The sequence below is a fragment of the Allobosea sp. FBZP-16 genome (assembly GCF_002831785.1).
Lineage (GTDB): Bacteria > Pseudomonadota > Alphaproteobacteria > Rhizobiales > Beijerinckiaceae > Allobosea > Allobosea lupini.
The window spans coordinates 137,918-161,593 of the sequence record NZ_LNCQ01000022.1; the positions used below are offsets into that span (position 1 = coordinate 137,918).

The following is a 23,676-nucleotide window of genomic DNA, read 5'->3' on the forward strand; positions in this document are numbered from 1 at the left end:
TCCATCAGTGCGGGGAGGGTGCCGCCATCCCTGCCAGGGCCGCATCGAGCAGCTCGGCCGACGCCTCCAGCGGCTTCAGGCTCGCCGTGTAGATCGCCACCGCCCTGACGCGCCGGCCGGGATAGATCTCGCCGATCAGCCGGCGATAGACCGCGAGCTGAACCAAGGTCGAGGCCGGCAGCGCGGCAGCGTCCTGCGGCGGGCGGGCAGCCGTCTTGAAATCGGCGATCAGGACCTCGCTCTCGCTGACCGCGAGCCGGTCGATCCGGCCCTGCACCGGGCGCCTGCTGCCATCGCCCATGGTGATCACGCCGGCGAGCGGCACCTCGGCCAAGCTGCCCGGCCCGAACAGCCCGCCGAACTCCGGCGCGGCGATCAGCGCGAGCGCGTCGTCGACGATCCTGGTGCGACGCTCATCCGGCAGCGAGCCACCGCGCGCCTGCGCCAGCGCATGGGCAGTGCTGGCGCGGCGTTCGTGCGGCACCTCCGGCAGGACCTGCAGCAGGAGATGCGCGAGCCGGCCGGCCGCGGCGGCGTTGGCAAGGAAGGGCCCGTCATGCGGACGCTCCTGCGCATCGGCCGCGGACAGCGCGCTCGACGGCCGCAAGGGCGGAGCCGGCTCGGCCTCTTCCGGCGCAGAACGCATCAGCCAGTCCGGCGGCACCGCCGCCGCCCGCACAGCGACAGCGTCCTCGACTGCCCCTTCTCCCGGCTGCGAAACCATGAAGCGGCGGACTTCACCGTCGCCATCGGGTGCAGGAACGTCACGCAGCCAGGGCTCGGAGCCGGCGAGGCCAAGCTCTGCCATGGCGTACCAGGATCCTTCAGGCGCCTCGCCCTTGGCCTGCACGCCGCAGAGGATCAGGCGCTCTTCGGCCCGCGTCAGCGCGACATAGAGCAGGCGGTGATGCTCCTCGACCATCTGCGCGACGATCGCATCCTTGGCGCGCCGCATCGCCGCGGGGTCGTCGGCGCGCCTGTTCGGCCAGACCGGCACCTGCGCGCCGCGCGGCGGCGCGACCGCCATCAGCTTCGGCAGGCGGCGTTCGCCGGGCGCGATGCCGAGATCGGCGAGAATGACGACCGGCGCCTCCAGCCCCTTCGAACCGTGCACGGTCATCACCCGGACCTCGCCGGCGCTGGCCGAGAGATCGCGCTTCACCTGCGTCGCCACCGCGCCGATATGGTGCAGGAAACCGGCGAGCGAGGGGCCGTAACGCCGCTCATGGTCGAGCGCGGCGCTCAAGAAGGCGTCGAGCGCATCGCCCGCTTCCGGGCCGAGCCGGGCGAGGGCGAGATTGCGGCCGCCGCCCGGGCCGAGCAGGCCGGCGTAGAAACGGAACGGGCCGCAGCGCCCAGCCTCCTCGGCAAGCTCGGTCAGGCGCGCCTCGATCGCGGCGTAGCGCGGCTCGGTCTGCGCCGCCGTGCGGAAGGCGTCGCGCAGCGAGCCTTTCCGCTCCGGCGCAAGGCGCATCAGATCGTCGTCGTCGAGACCGAAGAGCGGCGTCTTCAGCGTGATCGCCAGCGAGAGATCGTCCTGCGGTAGCAGGATCGTGCGCCCGAGCGCGAGGAGGTCCTCGACCGCCGGATGGTCGGCCAGCGTCAGGCGGTCGCGGCCGGCGACCGGCACTTCGCGATCCTTCAGCGCCTTGACGATCGCCTCGAACAGCGCGCCGCGCTGGCGCAGCAGGATCATCACGTCGCCGGGCTTGAAGGGACGGCCGATATCGTCGCGACCGGCCTCGCTCCAGCGCTTCAGCACGTCGGCGATGCGGGCGGCGAGCTTCACGAGGCCCGAGCGCCGCTCGGGTGCGTCGACCGGCGCGGTCCAGGCATCGGGCTTCTCGCTGGGGTCATCGGCCGAGACGGGCCAGAGATCGACCGCGCCGACCGAGGCGCGCCTGACCGTATCGTGTCGCTCGGGCCCGGCGCCGCCGTCGAAGACGAGGCCGCGCCAGTGCTCCGGCGGCGCGAACACCGCATCGACCGCACGCATGATGTCGGGCGCCGAGCGGAAGGAGGTGGTGAGACTGATCGGCTCGAAGCGCTGCCCAGCCTCTGAGAGGCGCCGGCCGAGCAGCCGCCGCTCCTCGCTGAAATGGGCGGGGGCCGCGCCTTGGAAGCCGTAGATCGACTGCTTCTCGTCGCCGACGACGAAGACGGTGCGCGGCCGCACCAGTTCGCGCGCGCCCTCGCCGGCCGAGAACTCCTCGGCGAGGCGGCGCAGGATCGCCCATTGCGCCTCGCTGGTGTCCTGGGCTTCGTCGAGCAGGATGTGGTCGATGCCGGCGTCGAGCTTGTAGAGCGCCCAGGCCGGATCGACCCGGTCGAGCAAAGAACGGGTCTTGGCGATCAGGTCGTCATAGTCGAGCAGCGAGCGCTGCGCCTTCAGCCGGCGATAGGCGGAAAGGATATGCGTCACCAGCACGGCCAGCGCCGCGCTGCGCTCGCGCACGGCGATGGCGTTGAGCTGGTCGATCGCGGCGGCCAGACAGGCCGCTAGCGCATCGAGCGCCGCGTCGAGATCGGCGGGCAGGGCGCTGTTGCCCTTGCCACGCACATGCTGGGCGACATTGCCTTCGGCGGTGAGCAGGCCGGCGCGGCAGGCGGAGACCGGATCGATGCCCGGCGCATCCGACAGCGCGAGCCTGATCGCTGCCGCCGCCTTGGCCCGCGTCGCGCTGCCGGCCTCGAAGGCGGCGATCAGCCGCTCGAGATCGGGGACAGCAGCCAATTCGCGTTGGAAACGCTCTCGTACCGTCTCGGCGGCCAGCTCCGGCCCGATGCCGAGGAAGGCGCTGAGCCCCGAAACGATCTCCTCCGGCTGCCGCGCCCGCCCCTCGGCATCGCTGAACACGGCGCGCTGGTGCAGGGCCTCGCGCATGATCTGGTCGAAAGTGTCCTGAGCGGCGTGCTCGGCCATGAAGCGCAGTGCCCGGGCCTGCGGCCCGTCCGGGTTGGCCTCGGCCGCGGCGAGCAGGTCGCGCCTGGCATCGCGCATCAACTCGTCCTGGGCGAGATCGTCGGCGACCTCGAAGCGCGGCGGGACATTGGCCTCGAAGGGGGCGCTCTGCAGCACGCGGGTGCAGAAGGCGTGGATCGTCTCGATCTTCAGGCCGCCCGGCGTCTCCAGCGCCTGGGCGAACAGGCGCCGCGCCCGGCTGATGTCGCTCGGGGGCGGCAATTCTCCCGTCAGTTCCTTCAACGCCTTCCACAGGTCTCCGTCTTTGGCGACAGCCCATTTCGAGAGCGCCCCGAAGACCCGGTTCGACATGTTTGCAGCGGCCGCCTTGGTATAGGTGATGCAGAGCATCCGGCCGGGCGCGACGCCTTCGAGCAGGAGCCTGAGCACACGGTTGACCAGCACATGGGTCTTGCCCGAGCCGGCATTGGCCGAGACCCAGGCGCTGAGATCAGGCTGCGCCGCCAGCGCCTGGTTGCGGCGCGTCTGCTCGGGAATGGTCCAGCCGGCCGGGGTCATGCCTCGTCTCCGGCATCGGCGCCGAGCTCGGGCGCCGCCGACCATTCCTTGACACGGGCGAGCTGGTCATAGGGGCTGGCGTACTTGATGTAGGCCGGTGCACGGCGCGAGAGCCAGGGCTCGCGGCCGGCGCGCAGCACGGAGAGATGGTCGAGCAATTGCGCGAGATGGCGGGCGGTGACGTCGGCCTGCGTTTCGTCCTTGAAGGCGAGCTTCTTGTCCTTCTCCCAGCTCTTCGGATCGTGGTTGAGTCGCAGATAGAGCAGCGCCTCGACCGGCCCGGGCAGGATGTCGGGCGAGAAGCCGTGGCGCAAAGCGAGCTCGGCCTCCAGCGTCAATTGCGGGGCGAAGCCGAGGCGGACCTGCTCGTCGCTCGGCGGCGCGCCGGTCTTGAAATCGATGATGCGCAGGGTGCCATCGCGCGTGATCTCGACGCGGTCGGCCCGGCCGGTCAGCAGGATCGAGGAGCCATCGATCAGCGGAAATTCGCCTTGCGTATCGCGCTCGACCGCGACGCGGGCGAGCCCCGGCCGGCGCCTCTCCTCCCAGCCGAGGAAGTTCTGTGCAATCAGCAGGAAGCGCGGCCACCAGAAGGCGCGCACCTCCGGCGTCTCCTCATAGGCGCGGAAGAAGCGCTCGCCGATCTCGATTAGGCTGCCGAGGGCGCCGGCCGGAATCTGCTCGGGGTAGGTTTCGGCGAAGGTTCCGACGATGTCGTGCAGCAGCGAACCACGATCGGTCGCGCCGGGATCCTCGACCAGCTCGGGCAGGGCGTCGAGCCTGAGGATCTTGCGCGCATAGACCGCATAGGGATCGCGATAGAGCGTCTCGACCTCGGTGACGCTGAGCCGCTTCGGCTGCAGATGCGCCGCCGGAAAGGGTTTTGGCCGCGGCACCGGCAGGAGATCGGCCGGCTTGCCGAGCAACGCGGCCCAGGCGATCAGCTCGCGCCCGCGTCCCTCGGCCGCTTCCCAGCCTTCAGCTGGCGCCACCGCCTTGAGGCGCTGCCAGAAGCGCGAGGGGATCGTCTCGGCCTCGCCGGCCTTGCGGGCGCGGGTCAGCGTCACCTTGCCGGCGAGCGCGGCGGCGACGAAGTCATGCGCGGTCTGGCCGATGCGCCGTTCCGGTGGCGAAAGGCCGAGTTCCGCCCGCATCGGCCGGTTGATGAAGGAATCGGTCTCGGTGGCCGGCGGCCAGACGCTCTCGATCAAGCCGCCAAGCACGATATGCTCGGCTTCGAGCAGGCGGGCTTCGAGCAAGCCCCAGATCTTGACGCGCGGATGGCCGGGGTCACGGCGCTGCACGACGCGCTCGCCGATCAGGGCCTCAAAGATCGCGACCCAGTCGCGGGCGCGGCCCTCGCTGGGGGCTTCCGGCAAGGCGGCGTCGAGATCATCGAACAGAGCGGTGAGCGCCTCGCCATCCGGGCCGCGCCAGGCGAGTATGGCGCCGTTCTCGTCACCACTCAGCTTTTCGACGGCCCGGCGGGCCTGCGCCGCGATCTCGCGCAGCTCGGGTGCTGGGCCCGCCAAGGCCGCCACGAGCGGCGCGAGCGCATCTTCCAGCCCGGCGAGCACCTGTTCGGCGGCGCCGACATCCTCGTCCGTGAGCTTGCGGCGCGGGCGCGGCGCATAGGTCGCCTCGCGCAGCTCCGGCAGCGCCTCGAAGGCGCGGCGCAGGCCGGGGAAACCGGGGCCGACCGGCTCGCCGCGCCAGCAGCCGATCTCCAGCGTCGCCGCGCCTTGCCGCAGGCGGAGCTCGGCCAGGCCCAGGCGGCAGAGCGGATGCGCCAGCAGTGCGACGAGGCTCGCCGGCGAGAGGTCGCCCTCGACCGCATCGAGCGCCAGTCGCAGCAGGGCGCCGGCCGGCCAGCGGCCGAGCGGCATGCCGGCGGAATTGTCGGCCTGGATGCCCCAGCGCCGGAGCTCGACCGCGACGCGCTCGGCAAGGCCGCGATCGGGGGTAATCAGGGCGGCACGGGCATTTGGCTCTTCCAGTGCCTCACGCAGTGCGAGCGCCGCGACCAGCGCCTCCTCGCGTTCATCTGCCGCCTCGACGATGCGAAGCCCGTCGAGCGCGCCGGCAACTAGGGGCGCAGCGCCGGCCCAGTCATCCGTGATCGAGGCCGGCAACAGGGCACGGCGCAGCAGGTCGCGGCGCGTTTCCAGCCCAGGTGAGGGCTCGGCAAGGGTGACGACCTCGTCCCGGTTCGCACCGATCTCGTCGAGCAGTCGATGCAGCGCCGCCTGCGGGTGGGACGGCGCGGGTTCCTGGACGATGGCGCGCCAGCCCTGTTCGGAGAGAGCCTCGTCGAGATCGGGCAGCACGACGGCGCCGTTCGGGGCGCGGGCGAGCGCGGCGAGCAGGCGCGCCGTCGCCGGCACCGTGCCGGTCGATCCGGCCGCGATCACCGGCCCGTGGAAATCGCCGGCGAGCAGGCGCTCGCGCTCGGCCGCGAGCATGCGGTTGCGGAACTCGGCCGGGTCGCATTCGGCCCGCTGTTCGAGGATCGCCGGCCAGGCTTGCGCGATGATGTCGAGGAAACGGGCGTTGAACTGCCAGATCTCGTCGAAGCGGGCGGCATCCAACCCCTTCAATCGTGCCGGCGAGATGCCTTCGGTCTGCAGTTGGTCGAGCAGATGAGCGAGGTCGCCGGCAAGCCCCCAGGCCTCGGCCAAGGTCGCCGGCATCAGCGAGGGCTCGGCCGGATCGAGCTTGAGGTGCTGGCGGTTGGCGGTGCGGCCCCAGGCCGAGATCAGCGTCGTCAGGATGAAGCGGCGGCGGAGCGGATCGATCGGCGCGAGGCGCTGCAGCGCCAGGGCATCGCCGGCGCCGGCGATCAGCGCGGTCTCGGCCTCGTCGACATCGCCGAGCGGGACGATTCGCGGCAGGAGCAGCGGCCGGCCGCCGAGCTTTTCCGACAGGATCGTGCCGAAAGCCCGCGCTGCGCGCTGCGTCGGCAGATAGAGCGTGGTGCGCGAGAGGGCAGTGGGATCGCCTGGATCATAGGCCCGGCCGAAGCGGCCGGCGATCAGCGCCTGCGCCAGCACCGAAAGGAAGGGCGCGCCGGCCGGGATGCTGAACAGGTTGAGCCCGGCCATCGCGGCTCACCCGCCCTGATGGGCGGCGTAAGCCTGCTCCGCCAGCGGGATCGCCTCGGGCGTGCCGACATGCAGCCAGCGCCCATCGAGCAGATGGCCGAACAGGGTGCCGCTGGCGATGCAGCGGTCGAACAGCAGGTTCAGCGAGAACGGTCCCTCCGGCGTGTCGGCGAAGAGCTCCGGCTTGATGATGGCGACGCCGGCATAGACGTAAGGCGCGCTTGCAGCCTGCCCGCGCCGCGTCAGCCGGCCGGCTTCGTCGCGGAAGAAATCGCCGGCGCCGTCGAAGCCGACGCTGCTCTCACGCTCCGCCAGCAGGAGCAGCATGTCCATGAGCCCGGCATCCCAGGCGGCGGCCATGGCGGAAGTGTTCGACGCCCCCCGCTCGCTCCACAGCGAATCGGAGTTGACGTGGAAGAAAGGCTCGGTGCCGAGCAAAGGCAGCGCCTTCTTCACGCCGCCACCGGTTTCGAGCAGCAGGTCGCGCTCGTCGGAGATCGCGATGCGCGGGCTGGAGCGGCCGGCGACGCGCGCCTCGATCTGCTCGGCGAGATAATGGACATTGACCACGGCGTCCGCAACGCCAGCTTCAGCCAGCCGGTCGAGCGCGTGGTCGAGCATGGTCTTGCCGGCGATCGCAACCAGCGGCTTCGGCATGGTGTCGGTGATCGGGCGCATGCGCTTGCCGAGCCCGGCGGCGAGCACCATGGCCCGGCGGATCGGCGGCGAACTGGTCTGCATGACGTGAACGAATCTCCCGCCGGCCAAGACTGCACCATCAGCCATGGCCGGCGCGATAGCTCAAGTGCGGCGGGAGCCTCACAGGAAGCTGGCGATCTCCTCCAGAGGCTTCTTGCCGATCGCCGGGACGACGCAGCCCTCGGCAGGATAGCCGACGACCAGCAGGATCAGCGCCTTCTCGTTGTCGGGCCGGCCGCAGAGTTCGTTGAGGAAATTCATCGGCGCCGGCGTATGCGTCAGCGTCGCCAGCCCGGCCTGATGCAGCGAGGCGATCAGGAAGCCGGCGGCGATGCCGACCGACTCCGGCACGTAGTAATGCTTCAGCTTGCGGCCATCGGCATCATAGCCCCAGCGCTGGGCGAAGATCGCGATCAGCCAGGGCGCGGTGTCGAGGAAAGGCTTGTGCTCGTCGGTGCCGAGATGGGCGAGCGCGCCCAGCCATTCCTCCCCGGCGCGGCCGGCATAGAAGGCGCGCTCTTCTTCCTCGGCGCCGTCGCGGATCTTCCGCTTGATCTGCGGATCGGAGATGCAGACGAAGGTCCAGGGCTGCTGGTTGGCGCCGGAGGGTGCGGTGCCGGCGGTCGCAACCGCCGCCTCGATGATCTCGCGCGGGACCGGCCTGTCGGAATAGTCGCGCACCGTGCGGCGCGTCCTCATCGTCTCCAGGAACCTGAGCGCCTGCGCCTTCATCTCCTCCTCGGGCAGGCCCTGGAAGGCGAGCGGCATGGTGACATAGGCGTTCATCGATGTCCTCCTGACAGCTTCTTGCGGGCACTGCTGCTTGCACAATAGACCATCCCGGTCTGCCGCCCTATGGTCCCGCCCATGACGAACCCGGCCTCACAGCTCAAGCCCGGCGACCACCTCTTCCTGGTCGATGGCTCGAATTTCATCTTCCGCGCCTATTTCCAGTCGATCAACCAGGACCGGAAATACAATGCCCGCTCCGACGGTTTGCCGTCGGGCGCGGTCCGGTTGTTCGCGACCAAGCTGTTCCAGTTCGTGCGCGATGGCGTGCTCGGGGTAAAGCCGACCCATCTCGCCATCGTCTTCGACAAGAGCGAGAACTCCTTTCGCAAGGAAATCTACCCGGCGTACAAGGGCAATCGCTCGGACCCGCCGCCGGACCTGATTCCGCAGTTCCCGCTGATGCGCGACGCCGTGCGCGCCTTCGGGCTGATTCCGGTCGAGCAGGACATCTACGAGGCCGACGACCTGATCGCGACCTATGCCAGGCAGGCGCGCGAGGCCGGCGCCGACGTGCTGATCGTCTCGGCCGACAAGGATCTGATGCAACTCGTGCGGCCGGGCGTCGCGATGTACGACCCGGCTTCCGGCGACGCCAAGAAGGGCGCCGGATTCCGGCCGGAACGGCGCATCGGCGAGCCTGAGGTGGTCGAGTATTTCGGCGTCACGCCGGACAAGGTCACCGACGTCCAGGCGCTCGCCGGCGATGCGACCGACAACGTGCCCGGAGCGCCCGGCATCGGCATCAAGACCGCGGCACAGCTGATCGGCGAGTATGGCGACCTGGAAACGCTGCTGGCCCGTGCCGGCGAGATCAAGCAGCCCAAGCGCCGGGAGACGCTGACCAATCCCGAGGTGGTCGAGAAGGTCCGCATCTCGCACAAGCTCGTCACGCTTGTGGAGGATGTGCCGGTCGAGACGCCGCTCGGCGAGCTCACCCTGAACCAGCCCGATCCGGCCAAGCTGATCGCCTTCCTCAAGGCGATGGAGTTCACCACCATCACCAAGCGCGCGGCCGAGGCCTATGAGGCCGATGTCGGCGCGATCGATGCCGACCCCGATCTCGCGCCGGGCGGCGCCCGCGCCGCTGCGCTCAAGGCGCTCTATGCCGAGACCGATGCTCCGGTGGCTGGGGCAGGCGAGCTCGCCGCGACGGCTCCCGTCGCGAACGGTGCCGCGCCGGCGGGCTCTCCTTCAGCCGATGGCTGGCTGCGGCCGGCCGATCTCGCTGCCGCACGCAAGGACGCGGCGCTCGCGGTGAAGATCGACCATGGCGCCTATGAGTGCGTCCGCACCGTCGCCGATCTCGCGCGCTGGATCGGCTGGGCCTACGAGGCCGGCTGCGTCGCGCTCGACACCGAGACCAACTCGCTCGATGTGATGCAGGCCGACCTGATCGGCATCTCGCTCGCGGTCGCGCCGGGCAAGGCCTGCTATATCCCGCTGCAGCACCGTGCCGGCGACGGGTTGTTCGATTCAGGCCTGCTCGAAGGCCAGATCCCGCTGGACCAGGCGCTGACCGAGCTGAAGCCGCTGCTCGCCGACCCCGGCGTGCTCAAGATCGGACAGAATCTCAAATACGACATCGCCGTGTTCAATCGGCACGGCGTCGAGGTCGGCCCCATCGACGACACCATGCTGATCTCCTACGCGCTCGACGCCGGCAATGGTGGACAGGGCATGGACCGGCTCTCGGAGGTCCATCTCGGCCACAAGCCGATCGCCTATTCGGAGGTCGCCGGCACCGGCAAGAGCCAGGTCACCTTCGACAAGGTACCGCTCGACAAGGCGACCGCCTATGCCGCCGAGGACGCCGACGTCACGCTCCGCCTCTGGCTCGCGCTGAAGCCGCGGCTGGTGCCGGAGCGCAAGACCACGGTCTACGAGACGATGGAGCGCCCGCTTGTGCCGGTGCTGGTGCGGATGGAGCGGCGCGGCATCTCGATCGACCGGCAGATCCTGTCGCGCCTCTCGGGCGAGTTCGCCCAGTCTCTGGCGCGACTGGAGGACGAGATCCACACGCTCGCCGGCGAGAAGTTCACGATCGGCAGCCCCAAGCAGCTCGGCGACATCCTGTTCGGCAAGATGGGCCTGCCCGGCGCCAAGAAGACCGCGACCGGGCAATGGGCGACCGGCGCCGGCGTGCTCGAGGACCTCGCCGAGCAGGGCAACGAGCTGCCGGCCCGCATCCTCGACTGGCGCCAGCTGGCCAAGCTGAAATCGACCTATACCGACTCGCTGCCGACCTATGTGAACCCGCAGACCCAGCGGGTCCACACCTCCTACGCCCTGGCGGCGACCACCACCGGTCGGCTCTCCTCCTCCGAGCCGAACCTGCAGAACATCCCGATCCGCACCGAGGCCGGCCGCAAGATCAGGACCGCCTTCGTCGCCGAGAAGGGCCACAAGCTGATCTCGGCCGACTACAGCCAGATCGAGCTGCGCATCCTCGCCCACATGGCCGACATTCCGCAGCTCAGGCAGGCCTTCGCGGATGGCGTCGACATCCATGCGATGACGGCCTCCGAGATGTTCGGCGTGCCGGTCCAGGGCATGCCGAGCGAGGTGCGCCGGCGCGCCAAGGCGATCAATTTCGGCATCATCTACGGCATCTCGGCCTTCGGCCTCGCCAACCAGCTCGGCATCTCACGCGAGGAAGCCAGCGCCTATATCCGCAAATATTTCGAGCGCTTCCCGGGCATCCGCGACTATATGGACCAGGCGCGCACCACGGTGCGTGCCAAGGGCGCGGTCGAGACCATCTTCGGCCGCGTCTGCCATTTCCCGGCGGTCGCCTCGAAGAATCCGTCCGAGCGCGCCTTCGTCGAGCGCCAGGCGATCAACGCGCCGATCCAGGGCTCCGCTTCCGACATCATCCGCCGGGCGATGATCCGGATGGAGGATGCGCTCGCCGCCGCCAGGCTCGACGCGCGCATGCTGCTCCAGGTGCATGACGAGCTGGTCTTCGAGGTCCCGGAGGGGCAGGTCGAGGCGGCGTTGCCGGTGATCCGCAAGGTCATGGTCGAAGCGCCGCAGCCGGCCGTCGCGCTCAAGGTGCCGCTCGTCGTCGATGCGCGCGCCGCCGACAACTGGGACGAGGCGCACTAACCTTACGGCCGGGAACCGTCCTGTTGCTGACGCGTTGAGCTTTGCGCCGTGCGTTGCGCATGGCATCGTTCATTGCAGGCACCAGGAGGCATTTGATGGCCGCAACCAGTTCCACCGCAAAGCGACAGGCTGCGGCCTCGGTCAAGCGTGCCAAGGACGAGGTGGCCGATGCTGCCGCCGATACGGCCGAGCGCGCCCGCCGCGCCGGCCGTCGCGTCAAGGACGAGGCGGACGAGATCGAGGCCAGCCTGACGCGCGGCGCCGAAGACCTCGCCGCGACGGTCAGCGAAAAGCTGAGATCGGTCGGCGTCGACACCGACCGCATGGCTGCGGTGGCGCGCGAGCAGGCCGGCGACCTGGAAGAGCTGATCATCCGCGAAATCCGCGAGCGGCCCCTGCGGGCGCTTGGCCTTGCGGCCGCGGTCGGGCTGTTCGTCGGCTTCCTCTCGGCGCGCTGAGCCATGCTGGGGGGGCTGACCGGTCTGGTCACGCGCGAGGTCGGCGGCGTCGTGCGCCGCAACGTCACGGTCGTCGTGCTCTACCTGCTGGCAGGGGTGCTGGCGGCCGGCGCAGTCGGCTACGCGCTCAATGCGCTGCACACGGTGCTGACGCTGCATTACGGGGCGGTCACCGCCAGCCTGTCGATCGCCGGCGGGTTGCTGGTCGCCGCCCTGCTCATGATCGGCATCGCCCTTTATGTGAAGAGCCGGCCGCGGCCGGACCGGCGCCTCGCCGCCGCGGTCGCCGCCGCCCCGATCGCGGCCACGCTGGTCGGCAATCGCAAATTCGGCTGGCGCACCGGACTGGTCGGCGGCGTCGTGCTGCTGGGGCTCATCCTCGGGCGGCAGTTTGCGCGGGGCGACGACGACGCTGAAAGCTAGAGCAGATTCGCCCTGAATCGGCGGCCTTTCCGCCGCCGGTCTGGGGCGATGTGTCTTTTTACCTTGGGCGATCAAGTGTCAGCGTCTATTCAAGACGGCAATGAATGCCCAGCTGAAGCTCCGTCCACGCTGGCTCTCGCCGGGACTGCCCTTGCTCGGTACGCGCCGCTACACCGCATCCTCGGCCGCGATCGCGATCCTCGTGGTTGCTGCCGCCGTCCTGATCGCGGGGTGGATCAACATCCGGGCGGACGAAGCCTCGAAGCTGGTCTCGCGCTCGATCGATATCCGTGAGCGCAGCGAGCGGTTCCTTAGCAACGTGCTCGATACCGAGACGGGGCAGCGCGGCTTTCTGCTCACCGGCGACGAGCAGTATCTGGAGCCCTACGACGACAGCCGTGCCAAGCTGCTGCCGAGCCTGGCCGAGATCGAACGCCTCGTCGCGTACAGCCCGGCGCAGACCGAACGCATACAGCGTGCCCGTGCCGCGACCACCCGCAAGCTCGTCGAGATGACCGACACCGTGGCGCTGATGCGGGCCGGCAAGCGCGGCGAGGCCGCCGCCATGGTGAGTCGCGGGACCGGCAATCGCCTCACCCAGGAACTGCGCGACATCGTCGGCGAAATCCAGCTGGAGGAGAATCACCGCCTTACCGCCAGCAGCCGCCACGAAGCCCGTCGCCGTGTCCTGGCCAGTGCCGGCATCCTGATCGCGCTCGCCGGCCTGTGCCTCGCCGCCTGGCTGCAATTGCGGGTGCGGCATCGCCGGACGGTATCCCTGTCCACCTCCAACGCCGAGTTGGAGCGGAAGGTGGCCGAGCGCACGCTCCAGCTCGAGAATGAGCGCTTGCGGATCGAGGCGCTGCTGCGCGACGTCAACCATCGCGTCGGCAACAATCTGGCGATGGTTTCCGCCCTGCTCAACGTCCAGGGCCGGCAGACGCGCGAGCCCGCCGTCAAGCAGGCCCTGGCCCAGGCGCAATCGCGCATCCAAGCGATCGCGGCCGGCCAGCGACGCCTGCGGCTCGATATCGAGGCCGACGAGATCGAGGCCCGGCCTTATCTGGAGGATCTGCTGGCCGAAATCGGCAAGGCGGCCGAAGGGCGTCCGATCGAGATCGCCCTGGCGATGGATGCGATCCGCCTGCCGGGACGCGACGCCGTTTCCTTCGTCGTCGTCATCAACGAGCTGGTGACCAACGCGATCAAGCACGCCTTTCCGGACGGTACCGCCGGCAGTATCACGATCCGGCTCGCGCGCACGCCCGAAGAGAATCTCGTCCTTTGCGTCGAGGATGACGGCGTCGGCATGCCGGAAGACCAGCAGAGCGCCGGGCTGGGCAAGTCGGTTATCAACGCCCTGCTGCGCAGCATGCGGGGCGATATGGAGATTGCACCGCTGTCGCCCGGTGTCGCGCGGCCGGGTACCCGTGTCGCCGTCACCTTCCCGAAACGGGAGCAGCGGACCGAGGAGGACGCGGCAGCATAAGCCCTTTCTCAGCCCTTGTTCACGGCCTTGGAGACGAAGCGGCCGAGCTCGTCGGCCGAGAAGGGCTTGCGCACGAAGCGTATGTCGCGCAATTCGGGCGGAACCTCGCTGGGGGCGGAGCCGGAGACGAATACCAGCGGAGTGCCCTTGGCGCGCAGGCTGGCGGCGATCGCGAAGGTCTTTCCGCCGACGACGTCGATGTCGAGCAAGGCGCAGTCTATCGGCTGGTCGGCGGCACGCCGTGCCTGCGACACCGAGTCGACCACGATCAGCTCGGCGTCGCCGCCGAGCTCTTCGCTCACGGCGCTCTCGATATCCATCGCAATGAAGGGGTCGTCCTCGACGATGAGGACCCGAATACCGGCCATGAGACCCAGATCACCTTCCAACTTCACGACTCAACCCCAAGCTGTTTCCTGCTTGTGAGCTTGATGAACGCCCGCTCGGTCGGCCTTGTTCCGTTCTGAGCCGGATTGTCCGCCCCGAACCCTTCAAATTCAACTTAAATTGCCTGGATATGGTTAGGAAAGCGTAAGTACCTCCGATCAGCGCTTGCGCGGCGAGCGGACGAGACTGAGCTCGAAGGCGGTGACGCCGAGGGCGACATTGGCGCCCCGCTGGATGGGCAGGGACCGCGGCACCAGACGGACATCGCCGTCATGGCTGCCGAACAACCTTACATCACCTTCCTTGCGGGCATAGGGACCGCTGAGGACGCCGAGAGGTGCGCGCGCATAGGGCCCGTAGACCCGCCATGCGAGCAGGCTGCGCCCGACCGTCCTGGCGTCGAGCGAAAAACCACGGATCACTCCGGTATAGGTCTGAAGCGGCCCGCGTCGCGGGCGAAAGCGGCATTCGAGCGGCTTCTGTGTGGCCACGGCCTGGGCGAGGCCGGCGCCGATCGTGCAGGTCAGACGCCCCGCCGGCGCGGTGCTCTGCGCCAGGGCCGGAACTGCGGACAGGCTGGCACCGGCCGCCAAAGCGAGCATTGCGATAAGACGTCTCATTCACCTTCTCCTGCGCCCTACTCCGAATGCACCGCACCGACACGAGGCCGGTTTCGCCGAATCGTCCGCTGCGCCTCGAAACCGCACCAAAGCGCCGCAATCACTCCATAGTTCCCAAATAATCCGGAACCTCAATCCGGTGCTTGCGTTGATGGGAACTGACCAGTGGACGCGCGAATGCCAAAGCAAGGACAGACCAGCCCTGCGCAGATGTTCCCTACTCCCAAGCTGGCGCGCGATCTTCCGCCATTCTGGGACCTTGAACAACTTCTGCGCGAGGGTTTTGACCATGATTCGGCGCTGGCCGAGCTTGCTATCCGGCGTGAGAGCTGGTCGAGCGGAAGGCGTCCGCCACCGGCTGCGACCCAGCCCGACACGCCCGACGCCATCTTCACGATCGCGTCATAGGATGTCGCCGGGATCATTGACAGAAGCGGCTTGAAGCCGCCCGGCGCTGCTGGATATCGACATGGAGATGGTTGGCGTGGGCGGCGTCCGCGCCCGGACCCAGGACCGTCATGAAGGCGCCGCAGGCTGATTGGCGCACGCCGTCCAGGAAGCGCGACTGCTCCAGGCCCTTCGGCCGCTCGACCACCACGACCGCTCCGCCCTGTTTTTCCTCGCCCAGCTCGAAGGCGAAGATGTCGAGCGCCTGCCCCGTGGCGTGCTCGCTCAGCGCACCTGACGCCTGACGATTGCGCCGGCGGCATTCGTGCCCGCCGCCGACGCGCAACGCCGTCAGCTCGCGACCGAACGTCCCGCGCGCCAGAGGCTGAAGGCCGCTGTCGAGCCACAGCGAAACGGCCCGCGCCAGCTCACAGCTCAGCGTCGGTGGCGGCACCAGTTTGACCTGCCCCGGCCCGGCGGCGGTACGAACTGCAAGCGCCTCGACCACGACCGGATCGACCACGCGGCAGCCTTCCGCCTCCGGCTTCGGGGCCGGCGCGATCGGGCGAACCCTGTTCCCGGGGATGCCTGCCAGCATCCGCACGCAGCCACTGCCTTCTGTCGCGGAGACCGGCTTGTCCTCCGGCGGGATGATCGCCGGAGCCGAGGCGGGCTTCTGCAGGGAGGCGGGCCGCGGCGGGGGCCGTGGAGCGTTCGTCGGCTTGGCATCCTGGCTCGCGGCCCGATCGGCCTCGACCAATCCGGCGGAGGCGACGAGGGCTACCAAGCAACCCCACCAAATGGGCCTGCGCCGATACATGCGTTCAGCCGACGGTCGTGAACAGGACCGTGATCGAAGCCGCGACAATCAGCGCCGCCAGCAGAGCCATGGACATGGCCGATCTCCCTCGCATCCCCCGGGCCGGGGCAACGCGAGGGATGGCCGATTTGTTCCCGGTCACCTCGATCGGTGGGTCAGGCCGCCTTGCGGCCGGCGCGGCGATCGAAGAAAAGCGCCTGGCTGATCGCGGCCTTCACCGCTTCCGGCTGGAACGGCTTGGTGATCAGGAAGGCCGGCTCCGGGCGGTCGCCGGTGAGCAGACGCTCCGGATAGGCGGTGATGAAGATCACCGGCACCTCGATCGCGGCGAGGATTTCGTTGACCGCCTCGAGGCCGGAGCTGCCGTCGGCCAGCTGGATGTCGGCCAGCACCAGGCCCGGCCGCTTCTTGGCGACGAGCGCGATGGCCTCGCGATGTGTCCGGGCGACGCCGGTGACGTTGTGGCCGAGCTCCTCGACCATGGTCTCGATGTCGAGGGCGATGATCGGCTCGTCCTCGATGATCAGCACGTCGGTGGCGACCTGCTCGGCGATCTCCTGACCGGCGGTCTGAACGAGGGCTGCGGCGTTGCTCGGGGCGATGTTCATGACCTGCGCGACCTCCTCGATGGAGAACCCTTCGACCGTCCGCAGCAGGAAGGCCTGGCGCGAGCGCGGCGTCAGCGCGTCGAGATTTCGCTCGGCGGCGGAACGCTCCGTCTCCGGCGCCGATGCCTGGGTGTTGAGTCCTACGGACGACCACATCTGCAGGAACAGCCGGTAGAGGCCGACCCTCGCGCCGAGATCGCGCGGAAAGGTGCCGGGGTCGGCGATGAGCGCTTCCAGCGTCGCAACGACATAGGCATCGCCGCTGGCCTGCGTTCCGCTCAGCGCCCGGGCGAAGCGGCGCAGATACGGCAAATGCGGCGCGATTTCAGTGGCGATCGACATCTTGCTATCCCCCACGAAGTCCGGCCCGATCTGCTTTCGATGGCAGCTGATCGGGTCGGTTACGATCCAGAATTGAGAGGCGGAACCACCGATCGGACATCCGACCAGACAAAATCCCACGTCCATCAAAGTTGCAGGAGAGAAGCACTCAAGTTACTGTTATGACAAGAAAATTATTTTTCGTCCGGAATGGAACCTTTTGCTTTCGGCCTCGTTATTGGGCCGAATGAAGGTACGTTTCCGGGTGGTTGCGCGCTGGCGTGCCGATGAGCGTGCGTGGCGTGGTGGGGTGTGATCGGCGAACATGTCGGCATGCCAATGGAGCTAGGGTGATGAATTTGATGAATGCCGATCCGCCCGAAGCGGCAAGGGCCGAACCGGACGACGAGAGGGTGCTCGACCCGCGGGTGCAGGAATCGATCGGCCGATCCCTCAAGGCGCATTACGACGACCTGATCAGTGCGCCGGTGCCCGACCGGTTTCTGGTGTTGCTCGCCCAGCTCGAGGATACCGAACGGCGCCTCAAAGCCGAAGGCGGCTCCGATGAGCGCAGCTGACTTCAAGGACGGGCTGATCGCCGAGATTCCGAATCTGCGCGCTTTCGCGGCGTCGCTTTCGGGCTCGATGCAGCTCGCCGACGATCTGGTCCAGGACACGCTGCTCAAGGCCTGGGGCAATGCCGAGAAGTTCCAGCCCGGCACCAGCCTGCGGGCCTGGCTCTTCACCATCCTGCGCAACACCTATTACTCGCTCTACCGCAAGCGCGGGCGCGAGGTGCAGGACAGCGAAGGCACTTATGCCGACAGGCTCGCGACCCACGGCAACCAGGAGAGCCATCTCGACCTCGCCGATTTCCGCAAGGCACTGGCCAAGCTCCCCGAGGAGCAGCGCGAGGTGCTGATCATGGTCGGCGCCACCGGGCTGTCCTATGAGGAGACCGCCGAGATCTGCGGCGTCGCGATCGGCACGATCAAGAGCCGCGTCAACCGGGCACGCGCCAAGCTGGCGGAGCTCCTGTCCATCGGCGGCGTCGATGATCTCGGCCCCGATCGCCGAATCACCGCAGCCGTGCAGCGCGCCGGACCTGAACCCGTCGGCAGCTAGAGCAGGATGCGAAAAGGTGCGACCGGTTTTTCGCAGGGATCCTGCTCTGAGCTCCTGGAATCGATCACATTTTTTGATTCTGGATCGGTTCGATCCAGAATCATCGTGATCTGATGGCCCTTTCGCTGTTCAGGACGGTCCGCGGCCGCCTCCTGGCACTGATGGTCGCGATCGTCCTGCCCATCGCCTGCCTGACGGCGGCGGCGGCGGTCGCGACCTATCGGACGGTGTTCGAGGCAATCCAGACATCCCAGGCGCGTGCAGCGGATGATTTCGCAGTGCGCGCCCGCGTTTGGTATCGCGGCGCGCTGCGCTCGCTCGTCGCCAGCTCCACAGCGATCCGGGCGGCAGCGCCGGCGGTGGACAGCTGTGGGCGCATCGCCGAGAAGGCCATTGCCGCGGTCTACGGCTACGAGTCACTGCTGCTGCGGGTCTCCGGCCAGCCGGACTGTGTCGGTGGGCTCGGAGGCAGCATCCCGCGCGGTGAGCTCACGGCCGTGGCGAACCAGCTCGCCACGCGGCCTCCCATCAAGCTCTGGGGCGGCACCGAGTTTACCAAGGCCCGCTACGATCAGGTGACGATCGCCGGCCGCTCCTATCTCGCCATCTATAGCGAGTTCGATGGAGGCGATGCGCTCCTGCTCACCAAGCCGGACCCGCTCGACGATACCTTCGACCTCGGCAGCAGCGACAAGGGCATGATGGCAGCGCTGCTCCGGCGCGGCGGCGACGTCGTGGTCGCACGCGGCGGCGCGCAAGCCGATGCATCCTGGCTTCCGAACGCCGAGATCGTACCCGAACCGACCGCGCATTGGGTTGCGCGGAGCCGGGCCGGACCAAGCCGGACCTACGCAGCCCGCATGGTGGCCGAGCCGGATCTCTATGTCGTGGCGAGTTTCGACGGCACGGCGGAGCAAGCTGCGCGGACGCAGTTCTACATTCTGCTGCTCGCACCCCTGCTGACGCTGACTCTCCTCGGCCTGGTCTATATGAAGGCGATCGACCAGCACTGCGTGCGCTGGCTGCGCGGTATCGAGACCACGGCCCGGGCGAGGTCGAGCTCGGCCAGTGCCCACGTCCCGCTCTCCGACGAGATGCCGCGCGACATCCGCAGCGTCGCCGAGGCCTTCAATGCCATGGTCGACGAGCAGGAGGTGCGCCAGAGCAAGCTCAGGCTCGCGCTCGACGACAACCGTTTCCTGGTCCGCGAATTGCACCATCGGGTCAAGAACAGCCTCCAGGTGGTGCAGAGCTATATCGGCCTGACCAAGCGCGACCATCGGGGCGAGGCGCGGATGGCGCTGTCGGATGCGGAGTGCCGCGTCCATGTGCTGTCGGCCGCCTATCGCTTCACGCTCGCCGACGGCGAGATGCAGCCCGTGCGGATCGACCTGTTCCTCGACGACGTCGTGGCGATGGTCTCCAGCCTGATTCTCGCCCGCGGCCAGCGGCTCGAAAGCCGCATCGAGACGCAAGCTGTCCTGCCGATCGATCGGATCATCCCGCTCGGCTTCCTGATCGTCGACGTGGTCAGCCGGGTGCTGCGCACAGCTCCGGGCATCGGCCTCGAACTCGCCGTGACCGCAGCCGGCGACGGCATCCTCGATATCGCCATCAGCTCCGACCGCGACACCACGCAGATCGCGCCGCCGCGCCTGTTCGCCGGACTTCTGATGCAGATCGAAGCCGTGGAGATCAGCCCGCCGCAGGGGCGCAGCCTCGGCGTCTGGCGCTTGAGTCACGGCGCTCAGCGCCAGAGCGACGAGGCTCAGCCGAGCTTGTCGACCGGCGTGATCTCGACGCCGACGCTGAGTCCGAGGAAGGCGCCGGTCGGCCCGACATAGCTTCCCGACACCGGCGAAGCATCCTCCGGTACACGCGCCACCGCGACCCGCAGCAATTGCCGGTCGGCGACGAGGTCGTTGGTCGGATCGAATTCGACCCAGCCGTCATTGGGAATGAAGACGTCGGCCCAGGCATGGGTCAGCCCGGCCACGGAGGTCATCGCCCCGCCCTGCGGCGAGCGGTCATGGATATAGCCGGTGACGAAGCGCGCTGCGAAGCCGAGCCGGCGCGCCAGCTCGATGAACAGCCAGGCGTAGTCGCGGCATGAACCCGCCCCCGCTTGCAGGGTATCGAGCGGATGCTGCGTCCCCTCGTCGAAGCGCACGGCATAGCTCAGGCTGGCGTTGATCTCATGCGCCAGGGCACGCAGCAGGTGGCCGCCGTTGAGCCGGGTCCGGAACGCCTGCAGCCAGGCGTCGAGCGCGCCATGGGGATCGGCGGCAGCCAGATCGAGATAGGGCTGGAGGACGGCCCGCTCGGCCGGGGTGTAGTTGATATCGGAGCTATCAATGTCGGGCTCGAGCCTGGAGCGCGGCAGGGCCGAGCCGAAGCGCTGGACGACGAGCTCGCTGACGACATCGAGCGTGTCCGACGGGCCAGCGAAGCTCGCCATGGCGACGGGGTTGCCATAGGCATCGTGCATCCAGCGCAGCGCGGCCGGCGGCGAGATGGCGATCGCGGTGTCGATGACGCGCAGATCGAACGAATCGCGCGGGCGCAGCATCAGCCGGTGGGGGCCGAAGACGACCGGCTCGGCGTAGCGATAGGTCGTCGCGTGGCGAATGCGCAGATACATTTGATCTCCAGCCGATCCATCTTACCTCGCCATCATGCGAAAAGCCGCCTCGCGGCGGCTTTGCTGGTCAGGCAGGTCAACTACGCGCGAGCGCCGGATCGGTTCCGGAGTTTTACCGCAGAACGGTGTTGCCCTTGAGGCTGGCCTCGCGCTGCGAGGTCGGGACGACGCGATGAGCGAAATCACGGCGCATCTCGGCCGGATTGACCGCCGCGAACTGGACGTCGGCCGGGGCGCCACGCTGGAGCTTGGTCTGTGCGACCGCTTCCGAGCTCTCGCCGAAACCGTTCTGGTACGAGGCGCCCATGGTCAAGGCGGTCACGACCAGCGCCATGCCGCCGAAGAAGGTAGCAGCGCGCTTGAAGGGGGCAAGGCTGGCAGTCGGCATCTTCGCTCTCCCGGTTCGTGTGGTCGTTCTTGAAAGGCGGAACGGCTTTTCAACCCGTCTGGCAGGGAATTGTTCCGGTTTGCGCGAAAATCGCAGCGATCCCGATTCTTTCTTCGGGGGCGATTCGTTTTTCAGGCGACCGAGCGATCATTGGCGGCTTCGCGCCGGCGGAAGAGCCGCCAGAGCGACCGGGTCAGGCGCTTCGAGGTCAGATGCGCGCCGGCCTCGCGCTTCTCGAAGGTGATCTTGCGCTCGTGGAAATCCTCGAGGCCAGGCCGATGCCCGACGCTGATGATCGTCGCATAGGAGAGTTCGCTGTCGATCAGCCCGAGCAGGGAATCCTGGCTGGCCTCGTCGAGAGCCGAGGTCGCCTCGTCCATGATGATGATGTCGGGCTTCTGAATCAGCAGCCGGGCGAAAGCGATGCGCTGACGCTCGCCGCCGGACAGGGTCTGGTCCCAACGCTCCTCCTCGTCGAGCCGTCGCCCGAGCGAGGCGAGCCCGCAGCGCTTCAGCGCGTCCCTGACCGCTTCGTCGTCGACGCGGCTCTCGGCTTCCGGATAGAGCAGCACGTCGCGGAGCGTGCCGATCGGAAGATAGGGCTTCTGCGGCACGAAGGCGATACGCTTGCCCGGGGGCAGCTTGATCGAGCCCGCGCCCCACGGCCAGAGGCCCGCGATCGCACGGATCAAGGTGCTCTTGCCCGTGCCGCTCTCGCCGGCGACCAGGACCTTCTCGCCGGCCTCGATCACGATCGACGCATCGGCGATGACGATCCGCCCGTTGAGATGGGCGATCGACAGATCCGCGATATGGATGTCGTCGTCCTCGCTCTCGCCCAGCTCGATCTGGGTCTCGCCTTCCATGATCGTGCCGACGTCGAGCGCCTCCAGCGCTTCGGCCAGCTCGTCGACGCGTCTCACCGAGGCGAACCACTCCGCCAGCCGGACGAAATTGTCGACGAACCAGATCAGGGCGGCCTGCACCGCGCTGAAGGCGGCGACGACCTGCATGACGGCGCCCAGGGTGATCTCGCCCGAGAGGTATTTCGGCGCGATCAGCAGCAGCGGCACGATCGGGAACAGCGCGCCATTGGTGTTCAGCACGATGGCGATGACGCCCTGCTGCCGGATCACCTTCAGCCAGGCAGCGACGACGCGACCATAGTTCTCTCCGACCGAATCGCGCTCGTCGGCGTCGCCCTTGATCAGGGCGATGCTCTCGGCGTTCTCGCGCAACCGCGTCATCTCGGCGCGAAACTGCGCCTCGGCCTCGTTCTTGGCGGCGATCCGGGGCACCAGGGGGCGCCCGGCAAAATAGGCCGCGATCGAGGCGATGACCGCGTAGACGATCGCGGCGATCGCCATGTAGCTGGGTATGACGATCTCGGCCCCGGCGAGCGTGAAATGCGCCGAGCCTGCGACTTGCCACAGGATCGCGGCGAAGGTCACCGCGGTCACGAAGGCGCTGAGCAGGCCGATGGCGAACTCGACCAGGGGCTCGATGGAAAGGCGGACATCCTCGGCGATGCGGTACTCGGGGGCGCTCTGTTCGCGCGCGACGAACTGCATCCGGTAATAGCGCTGGTCGGCGATCCACCAGCCCGCGAGGCGATGCGTCAGCCATTCGCGCCAGCGCATCTGCAGCAGCATCCGACTGATCACCAGGCAGGACAACGATGCAGCCGACGCCGCGACGATCAGCGGCAGCCAGCCGACAGCCGTCCAGATCTTGTCGAAATCGCGCTTTTCCAGCGCGTCGAAGAAAAGCCGGTTCCAGCTGTTTATGCCGACTGCGGCACCGAGCTGGGCGGCGACGAAGAGCAGCACCGCGAGGGTGAGTCCCCAGGCGCGCAATCTGGTCTTGCCGCGCCAGAAACCCAGGGCGACACGAAAGAACTGGCGCAAGCGCGAGCGCCGCAGCCCGGAGGCACGTGATTTCATGCGGCGGCCTCCCCAGCCGATCTGCTAATGCCGAGACGAAGCGCGATTGCTAAGCCAACGCTTTCGCGCCACACACAAACGCAAAGCATTCGCCGCGGGTTCCGGCGAATGAAGGAGCCGGGCGTGATCGTCGCATCGAGCAATCATCGCAATCACCGCAGCCCGTCCTGCCTGGCCTGTCCGTTGCGGCTGAAACCTGCCTTCAAGGACAAATCCGACGAGGAGATCCGCTTCATCCAGGAGATGAAGCTTGATCACCGGCAATTGCCGGCCGGCGCCGACATCATCCATCCCGGCCAGGAGGATGCCGAGCTCTACACGCTCTTTTCCGGCTGGGCCTTCCGCTACAAATCGCTGCCGGATGGACGCCGGCAGATCCTCAATTTTCTTTTGCCCGGCGATATCGTCGGCCTGCAGGCCTCGCTGCTTAGCGCCGCCCAGCACGGCATCGAGGCGCTGACCGAGGTCGAGCTCTGCGTCTTCCCGCGCCGGCGCACCTATGAAATGTTCGGGCGGATGCCGGCACTCGCCTATGAGCTGGCCTGGCTCGGCTCGCGCGAGGAGAGCCTGATCGACGAGAACCTGACCTCGGTCGGCCAGCGCAATGCGCAGGAGCGGATCGCGGCGCTGGTGATCTCGCTCTACCGCAGGGCCGACGCGCTCGGCCTGGTTGCCGAGAGGAGCTTCGTCTTTCCGTTGACGCAGCAGCAGCTCGCCGATGCGCTCGGCCTTTCGCTGGTCCATACCAGCAAGACTTGGGCCCGCCTGCGCAAAGCCGGGATGTTCTCGCTCGAGCGCGGCCGCCTGACCATCCACAATCCGCGCCTGACCGAGCGCATGGCGCTGCTGTTCGAGAGCGAGCTTCACCCGCGTCCGCTGATTTGATCG

19 protein-coding genes are annotated in these 23,676 nt (G+C 68.2%); 8 read left to right on the forward strand and 11 right to left on the reverse strand.

All coding sequences use genetic code 11. From position 1 onward, the window contains the following. Positions 1-4: 4 nt before the first annotated feature. The 4 genes from addA to CXY91_RS06950 form a co-directional block, all read right to left on the reverse strand. A complete protein-coding gene (gene addA, locus CXY91_RS06935; protein ID WP_158673295.1) occupies positions 5-3,481 on the reverse strand; it encodes a double-strand break repair helicase AddA in 3,477 nt (1,158 codons plus the stop codon). Beyond that, positions 3,478-6,582, reverse strand: a complete 3,105-nt coding sequence (addB, locus tag CXY91_RS06940) for a double-strand break repair protein AddB (RefSeq protein WP_100959940.1) — start codon at positions 6,580-6,582, stop codon at positions 3,478-3,480. The genes addA and addB overlap by 4 nt, the downstream gene beginning before the upstream one ends. Positions 6,583-6,588: 6 nt before the next feature. Beyond that, on the reverse strand, positions 6,589-7,323 hold the full coding sequence (locus CXY91_RS06945) for a nucleotidyltransferase family protein (RefSeq protein ID WP_100959942.1): 735 nt from the start codon (positions 7,321-7,323) through the stop codon (positions 6,589-6,591). 78 nt (positions 7,324-7,401) lie between these two features. Continuing rightward, positions 7,402-8,067, reverse strand: coding sequence for a nitroreductase family protein (locus tag CXY91_RS06950; protein WP_199777374.1), 666 nt, complete (start codon positions 8,065-8,067; stop codon positions 7,402-7,404). An 81-nt stretch (positions 8,068-8,148) separates the two neighbouring features. Here CXY91_RS06950 and polA point away from each other — a divergent pair, with 81 nt between their 5' ends. From polA to CXY91_RS06970, 4 genes are all read left to right on the forward strand, one after another. Further along, on the forward strand, positions 8,149-11,178 hold the full coding sequence (gene polA / locus CXY91_RS06955) for a DNA polymerase I (RefSeq protein WP_100960790.1): 3,030 nt from the start codon (positions 8,149-8,151) through the stop codon (positions 11,176-11,178). Between the two features lie 95 nt (positions 11,179-11,273). Continuing rightward, a complete protein-coding gene (locus CXY91_RS06960) occupies positions 11,274-11,636 on the forward strand; it encodes a glycine zipper domain-containing protein (RefSeq protein ID WP_091835141.1) in 363 nt (120 codons plus the stop codon). Between the two features lie 3 nt (positions 11,637-11,639). Beyond that, positions 11,640-12,059: a hypothetical protein gene (locus tag CXY91_RS06965; protein ID WP_091835137.1), complete on the forward strand. Its 420-nt coding sequence runs from the start codon at positions 11,640-11,642 to the stop codon at positions 12,057-12,059. 100 nt (positions 12,060-12,159) lie between these two features. Beyond that, positions 12,160-13,548, forward strand: coding sequence for a sensor histidine kinase (locus CXY91_RS06970; RefSeq protein ID WP_100959944.1), 1,389 nt, complete (start codon positions 12,160-12,162; stop codon positions 13,546-13,548). 8 nt (positions 13,549-13,556) lie between these two features. Here the strand turns inward: CXY91_RS06970 and CXY91_RS06975 are convergent, their stop codons facing one another. From CXY91_RS06975 to CXY91_RS06990, 4 genes are all read right to left on the reverse strand, one after another. After that, positions 13,557-13,916, reverse strand: coding sequence for a response regulator (locus CXY91_RS06975; protein ID WP_091835131.1), 360 nt, complete (start codon positions 13,914-13,916; stop codon positions 13,557-13,559). A 177-nt stretch (positions 13,917-14,093) separates the two neighbouring features. Further along, positions 14,094-14,555 carry a DUF992 domain-containing protein gene (locus tag CXY91_RS06980; RefSeq protein ID WP_100959946.1) on the reverse strand — a complete coding sequence of 154 codons (462 nt, stop codon included), beginning with the start codon at positions 14,553-14,555 and terminating at the stop codon, positions 14,094-14,096. A gap of 421 nt (positions 14,556-14,976) precedes the next feature. Beyond that, positions 14,977-15,702: an extensin-like domain-containing protein gene (locus tag CXY91_RS06985; RefSeq protein ID WP_158673296.1), complete on the reverse strand. Its 726-nt coding sequence runs from the start codon at positions 15,700-15,702 to the stop codon at positions 14,977-14,979. A 215-nt stretch (positions 15,703-15,917) separates the two neighbouring features. Continuing rightward, complete coding sequence (locus CXY91_RS06990) at positions 15,918-16,712, reverse strand: response regulator (protein ID WP_091835122.1); 795 nt, start codon at positions 16,710-16,712, stop codon at positions 15,918-15,920. A gap of 341 nt (positions 16,713-17,053) precedes the next feature. Here CXY91_RS06990 and CXY91_RS06995 point away from each other — a divergent pair, with 341 nt between their 5' ends. From CXY91_RS06995 to CXY91_RS07005, 3 genes are all read left to right on the forward strand, one after another. Further along, positions 17,054-17,269 carry a NepR family anti-sigma factor gene (locus CXY91_RS06995; protein ID WP_143079709.1) on the forward strand — a complete coding sequence of 72 codons (216 nt, stop codon included), beginning with the start codon at positions 17,054-17,056 and terminating at the stop codon, positions 17,267-17,269. Further along, positions 17,256-17,816: a sigma-70 family RNA polymerase sigma factor gene (locus tag CXY91_RS07000; protein WP_091835116.1), complete on the forward strand. Its 561-nt coding sequence runs from the start codon at positions 17,256-17,258 to the stop codon at positions 17,814-17,816. Before CXY91_RS06995 ends, CXY91_RS07000 begins: the two co-directional genes overlap by 14 nt. A gap of 113 nt (positions 17,817-17,929) precedes the next feature. Then, positions 17,930-19,660, forward strand: a complete 1,731-nt coding sequence (locus CXY91_RS07005; RefSeq protein ID WP_100959950.1) for a histidine kinase dimerization/phosphoacceptor domain -containing protein — start codon at positions 17,930-17,932, stop codon at positions 19,658-19,660. On the opposite strand, the gene CXY91_RS07010 is transcribed toward CXY91_RS07005, so the two are convergent. The 3 genes from CXY91_RS07010 to CXY91_RS07020 all read right to left on the reverse strand — a co-directional run bounded on the left by CXY91_RS07010 (position 19,585) and on the right by CXY91_RS07020 (position 22,788). Further along, positions 19,585-20,457 carry a transglutaminase family protein gene (locus tag CXY91_RS07010; protein ID WP_100959952.1) on the reverse strand — a complete coding sequence of 291 codons (873 nt, stop codon included), beginning with the start codon at positions 20,455-20,457 and terminating at the stop codon, positions 19,585-19,587. The two genes, CXY91_RS07005 and CXY91_RS07010, sit on opposite strands and share 76 nt — an antisense overlap. Positions 20,458-20,569: 112 nt before the next feature. Further along, on the reverse strand, positions 20,570-20,845 hold the full coding sequence (locus CXY91_RS07015; protein WP_091835108.1) for a hypothetical protein: 276 nt from the start codon (positions 20,843-20,845) through the stop codon (positions 20,570-20,572). A gap of 131 nt (positions 20,846-20,976) precedes the next feature. Then, entirely contained in the window at positions 20,977-22,788 is a 1,812-nt protein-coding gene (locus CXY91_RS07020; protein WP_100959954.1) for an ABC transporter ATP-binding protein/permease, read from the reverse strand. A 123-nt stretch (positions 22,789-22,911) separates the two neighbouring features. Between CXY91_RS07020 and CXY91_RS07025 the strand changes: the two genes are divergently transcribed. Then, the gene (locus tag CXY91_RS07025; RefSeq protein ID WP_244543840.1) at positions 22,912-23,673 is read left to right on the forward strand and encodes a Crp/Fnr family transcriptional regulator; all 762 of its coding nucleotides are present in this window, start codon (positions 22,912-22,914) and stop codon (positions 23,671-23,673) included. Positions 23,674-23,676 lie beyond the last annotated feature (3 nt).